The organism is Streptomyces capoamus (genome assembly GCF_014654935.1).
Lineage (GTDB): Bacteria > Actinomycetota > Actinomycetes > Streptomycetales > Streptomycetaceae > Streptomyces > Streptomyces capoamus.
Genome location: NZ_BNBF01000040.1, coordinates 1,178 through 16,104 on the forward strand (window position 1 = coordinate 1,178; position 14,927 = coordinate 16,104).

A 14,927-nucleotide genomic window follows, 5' to 3' on the forward strand; every position below is an offset into this window, starting at 1 on the left:
ACCGAGCTCTCGCCCGGCCCCTTGTCCGCCCCGAACACACCCCGGCCGCGACGGCTCCCCCTCCGCGCCGCCGCGGCCGACCCCCGTCGGGGTGGTGGCTTACTTGTTGCCGAGGTCCAGGGCGGGCGGAGCCGGCATGTGGTTGTCCATGGTCGTGATGGCATCCGCCGCCGGCTCGGCCGGCATGTGGTTGTCGAGCGTGGTGACCGTCTCCTCGGAGGCCGGCTCACTGGGCATGTGGTTGTCCAGCGGCTTGGCGTCCGCGCTCTTCTTCGTGTCGCTCATCATGCTTCCTTCACTGTGGTGACGAGTCAGGAACGCCCGTCCGGTAACTCCCCCGAGGGCCGCCGGACGGGCGTTCGGAGCCGCACACTAACCGGTGGGGCCCCAGCGGACCATCTGCCCCCCGACGCGATGGTCTGACTGGTACGAGGGTGCCGTGCGCGGATAAACGAATGCTGAACGCGCTCGCACGGCCTGGGGGAGCGGGGTCACGCCGGCGCGGCCGATGACAGCAGGGCGCGTACGTCCTCGGCTTCCGCCGCGTTGTTCTGCTCGTAGAGGTTGAGCGCCTCCCGCCAGCAGACCTTCGCACGATCTGCCTGACCCAGCCGGGAGAGTGCTCGACCGAGGAGGGTCAGGACATTTCCCCGCATCCGGTCACCGCCGATGCAGCCCAGCGCCAGCGCCTGTTCGGCGTGCTGGGCCGCCTGGGTGGCGTTGTCGGTGGCCAGGTGCACCTCGGCGATGCGGTAGTTCGTGGTCCCCTCCCACAACCGCTGCCGGTGTCCGGTGAAGATGGCCCGTGCCTCGGAGAACTGGGCAAGCGCCTCACCGTGCCGGCCGGCCTGGGACAGCGCTACGCCCACGGCGAAGTGCCCGTTGGCCAGGCGCATGGTGCGGCCGAGACTGAGGTACGCCGCCAGTCCGCGCATGGCGATCTCGACCGCTTCAGCGGTGTTCCCCGCGCCCAGTTGGGCCCGGGAGAGGTTGGACAGGGCGGAGGCCTCGCCGGGTCGGTTGCCGGCGACTCTGAAGCCTTCTATGGCCTGGACGAAGTAGGCCCGGCCATCGGCGAATCGTCGTTGATGAAGGCAGATCAGTCCCTGGTTGTTGGCCACCCAGCTCGCGGCGAGCGAGTCGCCCACGCTCTCCACCAGGCGCATCGCCGTCCGGGCTTCCACCTCTGCCTGCTGGATACGCCCGGAGACCAGCAGCACGTCGGTCAGGACGGTCCTCGCCCTTCCCTCGGCCCGGGCGTCCCCCATCGCCCGGGTCGCCTCGCACATCGCCCGGGTCGTCGTCTCGTACTGGTGGCAGTTCGCACCGGACTCGGTCAGGTCCTTGGCTGCCCAGAGGAGGTCGACTCCCCTTCGCAATCGCCCGGTTCCTGCGGACTGCCGTACGCAGGCGAGCAGCGGCGCGGCCTCGGTGTACAGCCAGTCGAGGGCCTGTGTCGCTTCCGCGAACCGCAGTCCCGGGTACTCCGTGGGCTCCAGGTCGTCCACCAGCCGGTCCCCGGGCCGCTCCAGCGCATACACGCTGGCGGTCGTGGCCAGGTAGAAGTCCAGCAACCGCGACATGGCCGCCTCCCGTTCGCCGGGCGGCCACTCGTCGCGTTCCGCGCAAGCCCGGGCGTACAGGCGGACCAGGTCGTGGAAGCGGTAGCGGCCGGGGGCCGCCGATTCGAGCAGGGACGTGTCGACCAGGGACTCCAGCAGGTCCTCCGTGTCCTCCGGGGGCAGGTCCAGGACCGCTGCCGCGGCGGCCAGGGAGATGTCCGGGCCGTCGGCCAGGCCCAGGAGGCGGAAGGCGCGGGCCTGGGCGGGTTCCAGCTGGCCGTAGCCGAGTTCGAAGGTGGCCTTGACCGCGAGGTCGCCGGCCTGGAGTTCGTCCAGGCGCCGGCGTTCGTCCGCGAGCTTGGCGGCCAGGACGGAGACCGTCCAGGTGCGGCGGGCCGCGAGGCGGGAGGCCGCGATGCGGATGGCCAGGGGGAGGAAGCCGCAGGCCGCGACCACGTCCAGGGCGGCCTCGCGTTCCGCGGCGACCCGTTCCTCGCCGACGATCCTCGTGAATAGGGCCAGGGCCTCGTCCGGGGACATGACGTCGAGGTCGACCAGGTGGGCGCCGGCCAGGTCGAGCATGCGGACACGGGAGGTGACCAGGGCGGCGCAGCCCTCGGTGCCGGGGAGCAGCGGCCGTACCTGGGCCGCGTCCTTGGCGTTGTCGAGCAGGACCAGGACCCGGCGGCCGTCGAGGACGGAGCGGTAGAGGGCCGAGCGTTCCTCCAGGGAGTCGGGGATGGCCGTGTCGGGCGTGCCCAGGGCGCGCAGGAAGGAGCCGAGGACGGTTTCGGGTTCCGCGGGGCGGGGGCCGGCGCCCTGGAGGTCGACGTACAGCTGGCCGTCCGGGAACGCGCCCCGCGCCCGGTGGGCCACGTGCACGGCCAGGGTGGTCTTGCCCACGCCGCCGATGCCGGCCAGGGCCGAGACGGCCATCACCCGCCCTTCCGCCTCGGACGCCGAGGACAGCACCTCGGTCAGGTCCGACACGAAGGAGGAGCGGCCGGTGAAGTCGGGCACGGAGGCCGGGAGCTGGGCCGGGCGGACCGGGGTCGGCGTCGGCTCCGCCGCCGGGGACGAGGGCTCCGCCAGGGCCGGGTCGGCCTGGAGGATGCGCTGCTGGAGTTCGCTCAGGCCGGCGCGCGGGTCGACGCCCAGTTCCTCGGCGAGGAGGCGGCGCGTGTCGGCGTACACCGCGAGGGCCTCCGCCTGGCGGCCGCTGCGGTACAGGGCCAGCATCAGGAGTTCGCGGAGGCGTTCGCGCAGGGGGTGCGCCGCCGTGAGGGCGGTCAGTTCGGAGACCGCCTCCGCGTGGCCGCCCTGCTCGAGGTCGAGGTCGAGGCGGGTCTCCAGCAGGCCGAGCCGCCATTCCTCCAGGCGGGCCCGCTGGGCCTCGGCGTAGGGGCCGGGGACGCCGGCCAGGGGCTCGCCGTCCCACAGGGACAGGGCCTGGTTGAGCAGGGACCGGGCCCGGCCGAGGTCACCGGTGCCGCGTGCCTTTTCCGCCTCGGCGGCGAGGTCCTGGGCGACGGCGAGGTCCAGGACGCCCTCGCCCAGGCCGCGGACGGCGTAGCCGCCGGACTCGCTGACCAGGACGCCGGGATCGAGGACCTTGCGGAGCCGGGAGGCGTAGGTGCGCACCGCGGCCAGGGCCTGGGGCGGCGGTTCGGACGCCCACAGCGCGTCGATCAGTTCGGCCGCCGTGGCCGTACGGCCCTCCCGCAGCAGCAGTGCGGCCAGCAGGGCGCGCTGCTGGGGGGAGCCCGTGGGGAGTGCCTCCTCGCCGCGCCAGGCGCGGACCGGACCGAGCACGCCGAAGCGCAGCGGGCCGGGCTGCGCGACGGGCCCGGACCCGGCACGCCGCTGCTCGGGTACTCGCGGCCCACCGTCCATGCGTTCGCCCCCCTCGGCATCACGAACAACCCCGTCAGTTTGCCTTGTAAAGGGCGGTTGCGTCAGCCGTGCGAGACGCCGATCACAGAGGGTCGCACGCGGGTGCACGAAGCCCTCACAACCTCTCCGCATGCCGGTCGCCGCGCACGCGATAGCTGACGAATCGTCAGATCGGCGCTAGCGTGCAGGACATGGAGACCACACCGTTCCCGCCGATCATCTCCGTCGACGACCACACCGTCGAGCCCGCCGGCGTGTGGCAGGACCGCCTGCCCAGGAAGTACCGGGACGCCGGGCCCCGCATCGTGCGCGCCCCGCTGAAGGAGATGACCTTCCTGGGCGGGCGGTTCAAGCCCGTCATGGGCACCCCGGGCGCCGACGAGGGCCCGCTCGGCGACTGGTGGGTGTACGAGGACCTGCACCGGCCGCTCACCCGCCTGGACACCGCCGTGGGGTACGCCAGGGACGAGGTCAGGCTGGAGGTGATCACCTACGAGCAGATGCGGCCGGGGTCGTACGACGTGCCGGCGCGGCTCGCCGACATGGACGTCAACCACGTCCAGTCCGCCGTCTGCTTCCCCACCTTCCCCCGCTTCTGCGGGCAGACCTTCACCGAGGCCGCCGACAAGGAGCTGGCCCTGCTGTGCGTGCGCGCCTACAACGACTGGATGGTGGAGGAGTGGTGCGGGCCCGCAGCGCACGGGCGGCTGGTACCGCTCACGCTCGTACCCCTGTGGGACGCCGGGCTGGCCGCGCGGGAGGTGCGGCGCAACGCGGCGCGGGGCGTCCGGGCCGTCGCCTTCTCCGAGATACCCCCGCACCTGGGCCTGCCGTCCGTGCACACCGACGACTGGGATCCCTTCCTCGCCGCATGCGACGAGACCGGCACCGTCATCGCCATGCACATCGGCTCGTCGAGCCGGATGCCGTCCACCTCGGCCGACGCGCCGCCCGCCGTCGGGTCCACGATCACCTTCGCCAACTGCTGCTTCTCGATGGTCGACTGGCTGATGAGCGGCAAGTTCGAGCGCTTCCCGAACCTGAAGGTCATGTACGCGGAGGGGCAGATCGGCTGGATCCCGTACATCCTGGAGCGCGCGGACGTGGTGTGGGAGGAGAACCGCGGCTGGGGCGGGGTCGCCGACAAGGTGCGCCGGCCGCCGTCCGAACTGTTCGCCGAGCACGTCTTCGGCTGCTTCTTCGACGACGCGTTCGGGCTGCGGAACCTGGACGCCGTCGGGGTCGGCAACGTCCTGTACGAGACGGACTACCCGCACTCCGACTCCACCTGGCCCAAGTCCCGCGAGGTCGGCGAGGCCCAGATGGGGCACCTGCCGGCCGACGTGGTCGAGCGGATCGTCCGGGGCAACGCCATCGGGCTGCTGGGGCTCGCCCCGGACGGGCTGTGGCGGGGGTGAGTGCCCTGGCGTACGGCATCCAGCTGCCCGTGCAGTCGCAGAGCACCCTCTACACCGAGCCGTGGGAGGCCGCGGCCGGACCGGAGGACCTGGTCGCCGTGGCGCGGGCGGCCGACGCGGCGGGGTTCGCGTACGTCGCCGCTTGCGACCACGTCGGCGTCCCGCACCGCCTCGCCGCGGCCATGAGCACCGTCTGGTACGACCCGGTGGCCACCCTCGCCCACCTCGCCGCCGTCACCGAGCGGGTACGGCTGCTCAGCCACGTGGCCGTCGTCGGGCTCCGGCACCCGCTGCTGACCGCCAAGCAGTACGCCACCCTCGACCACCTCTCCGGCGGGCGGCTGCTCCTCGGGGTGGGGGCCGGGCACGTGCGGGAGGAGTTCGAGGCGCTCGGGGTGGACTTCGGGCGGCGCGGGGCCGTGCTGGACGAGACGATGGACGCGCTGCGTGCCGCCCTGGGGCCCGACGAGTTCCCCGAGCACCACGGCACGCACTACGACTTCGCCGGCCTGGGCCAGCGGCCGCGGCCCAGCCAGCCGCACGTGCCGCTCTGGGTCGGCGGTTCCTCGCCGGCCGCCGTCCGCCGGGCCGCGCTGAAGGGGGACGGCTGGCTGCCGCAGGGGGACCCGCGGGAGCGGCTGGCGGAGGGGATCGCCCGGATCCGGCGGCTGCGCGAGGAGGCCGGGCTCGACGGGCCGTACACCGTCGGCGCCCTCTCCGGGCCGCTGTACGTCGGCCGGCCGGCCTGGGACGTCGGGCGGCGCACGCTCGCCGGGGCGCCGGAGCGGATCGCCGCGTCGCTGCGGGAGTACCGCGCGCTGGGCGTGGGCCAGGTCCAGGTGCGGTTCCGCAGCCGGAGCCGGGCCGAACTCATCGAGCAGATCGGCGTGTTCGGGGCGGAGGTCGCGCCCCGGCTGGACTGAGGAGTCGGTATGGGCAAGCTGGACGGGCGGGTCGTCCTCGTCACCGGGGCGGCGCGCGGTCAGGGCGAGCAGGAGGCGCGGCTGTTCCGGGCGGAGGGTGCGCGGGTGGCCGTCGCCGATGTGCTGGACGACCGGGGCGAGGCGCTCGCGGAGGAGATCGGGGCGCTGTACGTGCACCTGGACGTGGGCACGGAGGACGGCTGGCGGGAGGCCGTCGGGTTCGTCAGGGAGGCGTACGGGCGGATCGACGGGCTGGTCAACAACGCGGGCATCCTGCGCTTCAACGCCCTGGTGGACACCCCGCTGGACGAGTTCATGCGGGTGGTGCAGGTCAACCAGGTCGGCTGCTTCCTGGGGATGAAGACGGTGGCGCCGGAGCTGGCCGACGGCGGCACGATCGTGAACACCGCGTCGTACACCGCCCTGGCCGGGATGGCGGCGGTGGGCGCGTACGCCGCCACCAAGCACGCGGTGCTCGGGCTGACCCGGGTGGCCGCGCTGGAGCTGGCGGGCCGGCGGATCCGGGTCAACGCGATCTGCCCGGGTGCCATCGACACCGCGATGTCGAACCCGGCGCGGCTGGACCCGGACGCCGACCCGGAGGAGATGAGCCGGGCCCTGGACGAGCTGTACCGCAAGCTGGTGCCGCTCGGCCGGGTCGGGCGGCCGGAGGAGGTGGCGCGGCTCGCCCTCTTCCTCACCTCGGACGAGTCCTCGTACATCACCGGGCAGCCGTTCGTGATCGACGGCGGCTGGCTGGCGGGCGTCAGCGTGATCTGACCGGCACCAGCTGACTGACCGTCAGCTCTTGACGGTCACCGCGGCCGGTGCGACAGTCGGCCGACAGGCAGGAGCTGACGACTCGTCAGATACGGTTGAGGACGGTGAACCGCCGTGGAATTCGGGCTCTTCGTACAGGGATACGTGGGCAAGCGCGCCGAGACCGACCCGCTGGCCGAGCACAAGGCGCTGATGGAGGAGACCGAGTACGTCATCCAGGCGGACAAGTCCGGCTTCAAGTACGCCTGGGCCTCCGAGCACCACTTCCTGGAGGAGTACTCGCACCTGTCCGCCAACGACGTGTTCCTGGGCTACCTCGCGCACGCCACCGAACGCATCCACCTCGGCTCCGGGATCTTCAACCCGCTGCCCCAGGTCAACCATCCGGTGAAGGTCGCCGAGAAGGTCGCCATGCTGGACCACCTCAGCGGGGGCCGCTTCGAGTTCGGCAGCGGGCGCGGGGCCGGCTCGCACGAGATCCTCGGATTCCTGCCGGGCGTGACCGACATGAACCACACCAAGGAGATCTGGGAGGAGACGATCGCCGAGTTCCCCAGGATGTGGCTCCAGGACGAGTACCCCGGCTTCCGGGGCAAGCACTGGCAGCTGCCGCCGCGCAAGGTCCTGCCGAAGCCGTACGGCAGGTCCCACCCCGCGATGTGGTACGCGGCCGGGTCCCCGCCGTCGTACGCCATGGCCGCGAAGAAGGGGCTCGGGGTGCTCGGCTTCAGCATCCAGAAGGTGTCCGACATGGAGTGGGTGCTGGAGCAGTACAAGACGGCGATCGTGGAGGCGGAGCCGGTGGGGGACTTCGTCAACGACAACGTGATGGTCACGACGACCGCCGTCTGCGCGCCCACCCACGCCGAGGCGATCGAGACCGCCGTGCGCGGCGGCCTGCACTACCTGCCCTCGCTCGTCTTCCGGTACCACGACACCTTCCCGCGCCCCGAGGGGTTCCCGCAGTGGCCGGAGACGCTGCCGCCGTACACACCGGAGTTCGTGGAGCTGCTGATCGAGGAGGAGCTGCTGATCTGCGGCGACCCCGACGAGGTGCTGCACCAGTGCGCCCGGTGGGAGCAGGCCGGCGCCGACCAGCTGTGCTTCGGGCTGCCGGTGGGGGTGCCGAAGGAGGAGACGCTGCGCACGATCCGGCTCATCGGCGAGCACGTCGTCCCGAAGATCGACACGGATCCGGTGCACCGGACGTCCCGGTTCCGGCAGGCCGGGTGAAGGGGGTCCCGGCATGCTGGACCACCTCGTCAGGGGCGCCACCGTCGTGGACGGCACCGGCGCACCCGCGTACACCGCCGACGTCGGCATCCGCGACGGCCGTATCGCCGCCGTCGGCAGGATCACGGACCCGGCCCGCACCTGCGAGGACGCCGCCGGTCTCGTCCTCGCCCCCGGCTTCGTCGACCCCCACACCCACTACGACGCCCAGCTCTTCTGGGACCCGTACGCCACGCCCTCCCTCCACCACGGGGTGACCACCGTGGTCGCCGGCAACTGCGGATTCACCCTGGCCCCGCTGCACCCGGACCGCCCCGAGGACGCCGACTACACCCGGCGGATGATGTCCAGGGTGGAGGGGATGTCCCTGGTGGCGCTGGAGCAGGGGGCGCCCTGGACCTGGCACGGCTTCGGGGAGTACCTGGACGCCCTGGAGGGGCGGATCGCCGTGAACGCCGGATTCATGGCGGGCCACTGCGCGCTGCGGCGGTACGTGATGGGACCGGAGGCGGTCGGCGGGCGGCCGACGGCCGGACAGCTCGACGCGATGGTCCGCCTGCTGCACGAGGCGATGGACGCCGGTGCCTGGGGGCTGTCCACCACCCAGTCCGGTACGCACTCCGACGGCGACGGCCGGCCGGTCGCCTCCCGGCACGCACAGCCGGCGGAACTGCTGGCCCTCTCCCGTGCCGTCGGCGAGCACGAGGGCACGCAGATCGAGGCCATCGTCGCCGGCTGCCTGGACCGGTTCGACGACGACGAGATCGACCTGCTGGTGGAGATGAGCGCGGCGGCCGGGCGGCCGCTGAACTGGAACGTGCTCACCATCGACGCGGCGGTGCCGGACCGCGTGCCCCGGCAGCTGAGCGCGAGCGAACGGGCCCGGAAGGCCGGCGGACGGGTCGTCGCGCTCACCATGCCGATCCTGACCCCGATGAACATGTCGCTGGGCACCTTCTGCGCGCTCAACCTGATCCCGGGCTGGGGACCGGTCCTGGCGCTGCCCGTGCCCGAGCGCACCGCCCGGTTGCGGGATCCGGCCGTACGGCGGGAGCTGCTGCGCCGGGCCCGCTCGGAGGAGGCCGGCGTCTTCCGGCGGCTCACCGACTTCGGGCGGTACGTCATCGGGGACACCTACAGCGAGGCCAACCGGGGCCTGACCGGGCGGGTCGTGCGGGACATCGCCGCCGAGCGCGGGCAGGACCCGTTCGCCTGCCTGGTGGAGATCTGCGCCGAGGACGGGCTGCGGACCGTGCTGTGGCCCATGCCGAGCGACAACGACCCGGCCTCCTGGGCGCTGCGCGCCGAGACCTGGCGGCACGAGGACGTCCTGCTCGGCGGCTCGGACGCGGGCGCCCACCTGGACCGGATGTGCGGGGCGCCGTACACCACCCGGTTCCTCGGGGACTGCCTGCGCGGCCGGGGACTGGTCGGTCTGGAGCAGGCGGTGCGGATGCTGACCGACGACCCGGCGCGGCTGTTCGGGCTGCGGGAGCGGGGCCGGGTGGCCGAGGGCTGCCACGCCGACCTGGTGCTGTTCGACCCGGAGCGGATCGACGCCGGCCCGGCCCGGTTGGTGCACGACCTGCCGGGGGACAGCCCGCGGCTGGACTCCCGGGCGCTCGGGGTGCGGGCCGTGTGGGTCAACGGGGTGGAGGCGATCCGCGACGACGTGGTGACCGGGGCCGTACCGGGCAGGGTGCTGCGCTCCGGGCGGGACACGCGGACGGTGGGCACCCGGTGAGCGAGGGGCAGCCGCTGTACGTCGGCGGACGGTGGGTGGCACCGGACGGCGGGCACTACCCGGTGACCGACCCGGCCACCGAGGAGACCGTCGGCTGGGCGCCGGAGGCCTCGCCGGAGCAGGCCCGGGCGGCCTGTGCGGCGGCCCGGGAGGCGTTCGGGGCGTGGTCGCGGACCCGGCCCGAGGAGCGGGCGGCGGTGCTCGGGCGGGCCGCGCGGATCATCCGGGAGCGGCTGGTGCCGTACGCCGACCTCGCCCGGGCCGAGACCGGCGCGACCACCGCGACGGCCCGCGCGATGCAGGTCGGGGTGGCAGCCGCCCGCTTCCGCCGGTACGCGCGGGTGGAGCCCGCCGAGTGGGCCGTCGTCCCGCAGGTCAACGAGGCCGGGCCGATGGGCGGGGCCGCCGTGCTGGGGGCGCTGGCGGTACGGCAGCCCGTCGGCGTCGTCACCTGCGTCACCTCCTACAACAACCCGTGGGCCAACCCGGCCGGCAAGATCGCCCCGGCGCTGGCCATGGGCAACACCGTGGTGGTCAAGCCCGCGCCGCAGGATCCGCTGTCCGTGTACCGGATGGCCGAGGCGCTGGCGGCGGCCGGGGTGCCGCCGGGCGTGGTGAACGTCGTCTCCGGGCGGGACGTCGCGGTGGGCGAGGCCGTGGTCGCCTCCGGCGACGTCGACATGGTGAGCTTCACCGGGTCCACGGCCGTGGGACGGCGCATCGCCGAGGTGTGCGGGCGGGACATGAAACGGCAGCTGATGGAGCTGGGCGGCAAGGGGGCCGCGCTCGTCTTCGACGACGCCGACCTCGGCTCCGCCGTCGCCGGCATCGGCACCACCTTCTCCTTCTACAGCGGGCAGATCTGCACGGCACCGACCCGGGTGCTGGCCCAGCGCGGGGTGTACGAGCGGCTGGTCGATCAACTCGCGCGCTACGCGGACGGGTTGAAGGTGGGCGACCCGCGGGAGCCGGACACGGTGGTGGGACCGGTGATCTCCGCCGAGCACCGGGCACGCGTCGAGGCGTACGTCGAACTCGGCCGGAAGGAGGGCGCCGTGGTCGTGGCGGGCGGTGAACGGCCGCCGCACGGGCGGGGCTTCTTCGTCGCACCCACCCTGCTCGCCGGCGCCGCCAACGACATGCGGGTGGCCCGGGAGGAGATCTTCGGGCCGGTGGTGACGGTGATCCCGTTCACGGACGAGGACGAGGGGGTGGCCCTCGCCAACGACTCCGACTACGGGCTCGTCGACTATGTCTGGTCCGGCGACGTCGCCCGCGCCTTCCGGGTGGCGCGGCGGCTGCGGGCCGGCGGCGTCGGCGTCAACACGGTCGGCCGCAACATGGAGGCCCCGTTCGGCGGGTTCCGCGCGAGCGGGGTCGGCCGGGACGTCGGCGTGTACGCCCTGCACGCCTACAGCGAGGTGCAGTCGATCGTGTGGCCGGGGTGACCCTCACCCTTCCAGGTCGACGCGCACCGTCAGCAGACCGGTGCCGAACGTCCGCACCGCCATGCTGTTGAACCGGGGCAGGCCGCGCAGCCGGGCCACGGGGTCGTCGTCGGGCAGGAGATGGGCGGTGCCGCGGTGCCAGCGCCCCGCGATGCGGATGCGCACCCGTGGGTCGGCCTGGATGTTGCGGACGTACTGCGACCGGTAGCCGAACTCCGAGACGAGCCAGAAGGAGTCGCCGAGCCGGCGTCCGCCCACCGGGGTCGTCCGGGGCAGGCCGGAGGTGCGGCCGGTCGTCTCCAGGAGGGTCTGGAAAGGCAGACGCCGGTTGACCGGGTTGGCGAGGTGGCGCTGGAAGCGGGTCACGATGCGCTGCTTGCGGTCGCTGCTGTCTGGCATGCCTGTGGTGCTCCTGCTCTCCTCGACGGGCGGTGTCCGGACGTGCACCTCGTGGCCATAGTGGCACCGCGCCGGGCCGTCGACGACGGCGACCTCTCCGTCCACGGCCGGATCGCGCTGGAACGAGGGCGCAGCGCCTCCCGGATCGGCTTCCCGGTCATTACGATGGCCCATGCGTATCTCCGTCACGATCTTCCTGACCGACGAGACGATCACCCCCGCGCACCTGGCCCGCGAACTGGAACAACGCGGCTTCCACGGCCTCTACCTCCCGGAACACACCCACATCCCGGTGGAGCGCACGACCCCCTACCCCGCCGGCGGCGACCTGCCCCCCGAATACGGCCGCACCCTCGACCCCTTCGTCGCCCTCGCCCAGGGCGCCGCAGTGACTCGGCGGCTGGCCCTCGGCACCGGGATCACCCTGGTCGCCCAGCACGACCCCATCGACCTCGCCAAGCGGATCGCCACGCTGGACCACCTGTCCGGCGGCCGCTTCACCCTCGGCGTCGGCTACGGCTGGAACGTGGAGGAGGCCGCCGACCACGGCGTGGCCTGGCGCACCCGGCGGGACCTGGTCCGGGACCGGATGGCGCTGATGCGTGCGCTGTGGAGCGCGGAGCCGACCGGGTACACGGGGCAGTTCGGCAGCGTCCGGGCCAGCTTCGCCCACCCCAAGCCCGTGCGGAAGCCGCGCGGCCCGGTCGTCGGTCCGCGCACGCTCGTCGGCGGTGCCGCGGGGCCCGGGCTGTTCGCGCACATCGCCGAGTTCGCCGACGGCTGGCTGCCGATCGGCGGGCGCGGACTCGCCGAGGCGCTGCCCGCGCTGCGCTCGGTGTGGGCGGACGCGGGCCGCGACCCGGCTGCCCTGGAGGTGGTCCCGTACGCCGTCCGGCCCACCCCAGGCAAGCTCGCCCACTACGCCGAACTGGGCATCGAGGAGGTCGTGGTGCAGCTGCCGCCGGCCGGCGGGACGGAGGTGCTGCGCGCGCTCGACGACTATGCCGCCCTGCTGCCGGGCGGTACCGGGCAAGGGTGATCAACGCGAACGTATGCTCAAGGAATGACGACTTCGGCGACCTCCGGAACCGGCCCGACCGAAAACTCCATGCGTCGCGCTCTCAAACGCGCCCGGGACGGCGTCGCCCTCGACGTCGCCGAGGCCGCGGTGCTGCTCCAGGCGCGGGGTGAGGACCTCACCGGCCTCGCCGCCTCCGCCGCCCGGGTGCGGGACGCGGGGCTGGAGGCGGCGGGCAGGCCCGGCGTCATCACGTACTCGAAGAGCGTCTTCGTCCCCCTCACCCGGCTGTGCCGGGACAAGTGCCACTACTGCACGTTCGTCACCGTGCCCGGCAAGCTGCGCCGCGCCGGGCACGGCATGTTCATGTCTCCCGACGAGGTGCTGGACATCGCCCGCAAGGGCGCCGCCCTCGGCTGCAAGGAAGCCCTGATCACCCTCGGCGACAAGCCGGAGGACCGCTGGCCGGAGGCGCGCGAGTGGCTCGACGCGCACGGTTACGACGACACCATCGCCTACGTGCGCGCCATCTCCATCCGCATCCTGGAGGAGACGGGACTCCTTCCCCACCTCAACCCGGGCGTGCTGACGTGGACCGACTTCCAGCGGCTGAAGCCCGTGGCGCCCAGCATGGGCATGATGCTGGAGACGACCGCGACCCGCCTGTGGTCCGAGCCGGGCGGCCCGCACCACGGCTCCCCGGACAAGGAGCCGGCGGTACGGCTGCGGGTGCTGGAGGACGCCGGCCGCTCCTCCGTGCCGTTCACCTCGGGTCTGCTCATCGGCATCGGCGAGACGTACGAGGAGCGCGCGGAGTCGCTCTTCGCGCTCCGCAAGGTCTCCCGGGCCTACCACGGCATCCAGGAGCTGATCATCCAGAACTTCCGCGCCAAGCCGGACACGGCGATGCGCGGCATGCCGGACGCCGAACTGGACGACCTGGTCGCCACGGTGGCCGTCGCCCGGCACATCATGGGCCCGGCGGCCTGCCTGCAGGCCCCGCCGAACCTGGTCGACGCCGCGTACGAGCGGCTGATCGGCGCCGGCATCGACGACTGGGGCGGGGTCTCCCCGCTGACCATCGACCACGTCAACCCCGAGCGCCCCTGGCCGCAGATCGAGGAACTCGCCGGGCGCTCCCGCGCGGCCGGCTTCGAGCTGCGCGAACGCCTGTGCGTGTACCCGGAGTTCGTGCGCCGCGGGGAGCCGTGGCTGGACCCGCGGCTGCGTCCGCACGTGACCGCCCTGGCCGACCCGGAGACGGGCCTCGCCCGTGCGGACGCGGTCGTGGCGGGCCTGCCCTGGCAGGAGCCGGAGGAGGTGTTCACCGCCACCGGCCGCACCGACCTGCACACCGCCGTCGACACCGAGGGGCGCACGGGCGACCGGCGCGCCGACTTCGACGAGGTGTACGGCGACTGGGAGGCCTTGCGAGAGGCGGCGGCCCCCGGGATGGCCCCGCAGCGCATCGACGCCGACGTCCGCGGAGCGCTCCGCACGGCGGCCGACGACCCGACCCGGCTGACGGACGGCGAGGCCCTCGCCCTGCTGCACGCGGACGGACCGGCGCTGGACGCGCTGTGCCGGGTCGCGGACGACGTGCGCAGGTCGGCGGTCGGGGACGACGTGACGTACATCGTCACCCGGAACATCAACTTCACCAATGTCTGCTACACCGGCTGCCGGTTCTGCGCCTTCGCGCAGCGCCGCACGGACGCCGACGCGTACACGCTCTCGCTGGAGCAGGTGGCGGACCGCGCGCAGCAGGCCTGGGAGGTCGGCGCGGTCGAGGTGTGCATGCAGGGCGGCATCCACCCGGACCTGCCGGGGACGGCGTACTTCGAGATCGCGAAGGCGGTCAAGGAGCGCGTCCCGGGCATGCACGTGCACGCCTTCTCCCCGATGGAGGTCGTCAACGGCGCGAGCAGGACGGGGATGAGCGTCCGCGAGTGGCTGACCGCCGCCAAGGAGGCCGGTCTGGACTCCATCCCCGGGACGGCGGCGGAGATCCTGGACGACGAGGTGCGCTGGGTGCTGACCAAGGGCAAGCTGCCCGCGGCCACCTGGATCGAGGTGGTCACGACCGCGCACGAGCTGGGCCTGCGCTCCTCGTCCACGATGATGTACGGACATGTGGACCAGCCCCGGCACTGGCTCGGCCACCTGCGCACGCTGGCCCGGATCCAGCGGGACACGGGCGGCTTCACCGAGTTCGTGACGCTGCCGTTCATCCACACCAACGCGCCGGTGTACCTGGCCGGGATCGCCCGCCCGGGACCCTCCCTGCGGGACAACCGGGCGGTGACGGCGATGGCCCGCCTGCTCCTGCACCCCTGGATCCCCAACATCCAGACGAGCTGGGTCAAACTGGGCACGGAGGGGGCGGCGGAGATGCTGCGTTCCGGTGCGAACGACCTGGGCGGGACGCTCATGGAGGAGACGATCTCCCGGATGGCCGGCTCGTCCTACGGCTCGTACAAGTCGGTCCGCGACCTGGTCGCGGTGGCGG

Annotated in this window: 11 protein-coding genes; 8 read left to right on the top strand and 3 right to left on the bottom strand. The window is 73.2% G+C overall.

Annotated elements, in window-relative coordinates:
* Positions 1-99 precede the first annotated feature (99 nt).
* Both afsS and afsR read right to left on the bottom strand, forming a co-directional pair.
* Positions 100-285 (bottom strand): regulatory protein AfsS, encoded by a 186-nt coding sequence (gene afsS / locus IE312_RS35845; protein WP_189986510.1) that lies wholly within the window; start codon positions 283-285, stop codon positions 100-102.
* 206 nt (positions 286-491) lie between these two features.
* Positions 492-3,455: an SARP-family global regulator AfsR gene (afsR, locus tag IE312_RS35850; RefSeq protein WP_189986511.1), complete on the bottom strand. Its 2,964-nt coding sequence runs from the start codon at positions 3,453-3,455 to the stop codon at positions 492-494.
* A 191-nt stretch (positions 3,456-3,646) separates the two neighbouring features.
* Here afsR and IE312_RS35855 point away from each other — a divergent pair, with 191 nt between their 5' ends.
* The 6 genes from IE312_RS35855 to IE312_RS35880 all read left to right on the top strand — a co-directional run bounded on the left by IE312_RS35855 (position 3,647) and on the right by IE312_RS35880 (position 11,001).
* Positions 3,647-4,873: an amidohydrolase family protein gene (locus tag IE312_RS35855; RefSeq protein WP_370467687.1), complete on the top strand. Its 1,227-nt coding sequence runs from the start codon at positions 3,647-3,649 to the stop codon at positions 4,871-4,873.
* A 5-nt stretch (positions 4,874-4,878) separates the two neighbouring features.
* The gene (locus IE312_RS35860) at positions 4,879-5,796 is read left to right on the top strand and encodes a TIGR03619 family F420-dependent LLM class oxidoreductase (RefSeq protein ID WP_189986542.1); all 918 of its coding nucleotides are present in this window, start codon (positions 4,879-4,881) and stop codon (positions 5,794-5,796) included.
* Positions 5,797-5,805: 9 nt separating this feature from the next.
* Positions 5,806-6,576 (top strand): SDR family NAD(P)-dependent oxidoreductase, encoded by a 771-nt coding sequence (locus IE312_RS35865; protein WP_189986513.1) that lies wholly within the window; start codon positions 5,806-5,808, stop codon positions 6,574-6,576.
* Between the two features lie 114 nt (positions 6,577-6,690).
* Positions 6,691-7,809 carry an LLM class flavin-dependent oxidoreductase gene (locus IE312_RS35870; RefSeq protein ID WP_189986514.1) on the top strand — a complete coding sequence of 373 codons (1,119 nt, stop codon included), beginning with the start codon at positions 6,691-6,693 and terminating at the stop codon, positions 7,807-7,809.
* A gap of 13 nt (positions 7,810-7,822) precedes the next feature.
* Complete coding sequence (locus IE312_RS35875; RefSeq protein ID WP_189986515.1) at positions 7,823-9,553, top strand: N-acyl-D-amino-acid deacylase family protein; 1,731 nt, start codon at positions 7,823-7,825, stop codon at positions 9,551-9,553.
* Complete coding sequence (locus IE312_RS35880; protein WP_189986516.1) at positions 9,550-11,001, top strand: aldehyde dehydrogenase family protein; 1,452 nt, start codon at positions 9,550-9,552, stop codon at positions 10,999-11,001. The genes IE312_RS35875 and IE312_RS35880 overlap by 4 nt, the downstream gene beginning before the upstream one ends.
* A gap of 3 nt (positions 11,002-11,004) precedes the next feature.
* On the opposite strand, the gene IE312_RS35885 is transcribed toward IE312_RS35880, so the two are convergent.
* Complete coding sequence (locus IE312_RS35885) at positions 11,005-11,400, bottom strand: nitroreductase/quinone reductase family protein (protein WP_189986517.1); 396 nt, start codon at positions 11,398-11,400, stop codon at positions 11,005-11,007.
* 172 nt (positions 11,401-11,572) lie between these two features.
* Between IE312_RS35885 and IE312_RS35890 the strand changes: the two genes are divergently transcribed.
* Positions 11,573-12,439, top strand: coding sequence for a TIGR03619 family F420-dependent LLM class oxidoreductase (locus IE312_RS35890; RefSeq protein ID WP_189986518.1), 867 nt, complete (start codon positions 11,573-11,575; stop codon positions 12,437-12,439).
* Between the two features lie 24 nt (positions 12,440-12,463).
* Positions 12,464-14,927: bifunctional FO biosynthesis protein CofGH (locus IE312_RS35895; RefSeq protein ID WP_229900852.1), on the top strand; the 2,464-nt coding region annotated here is incomplete at its 3' end.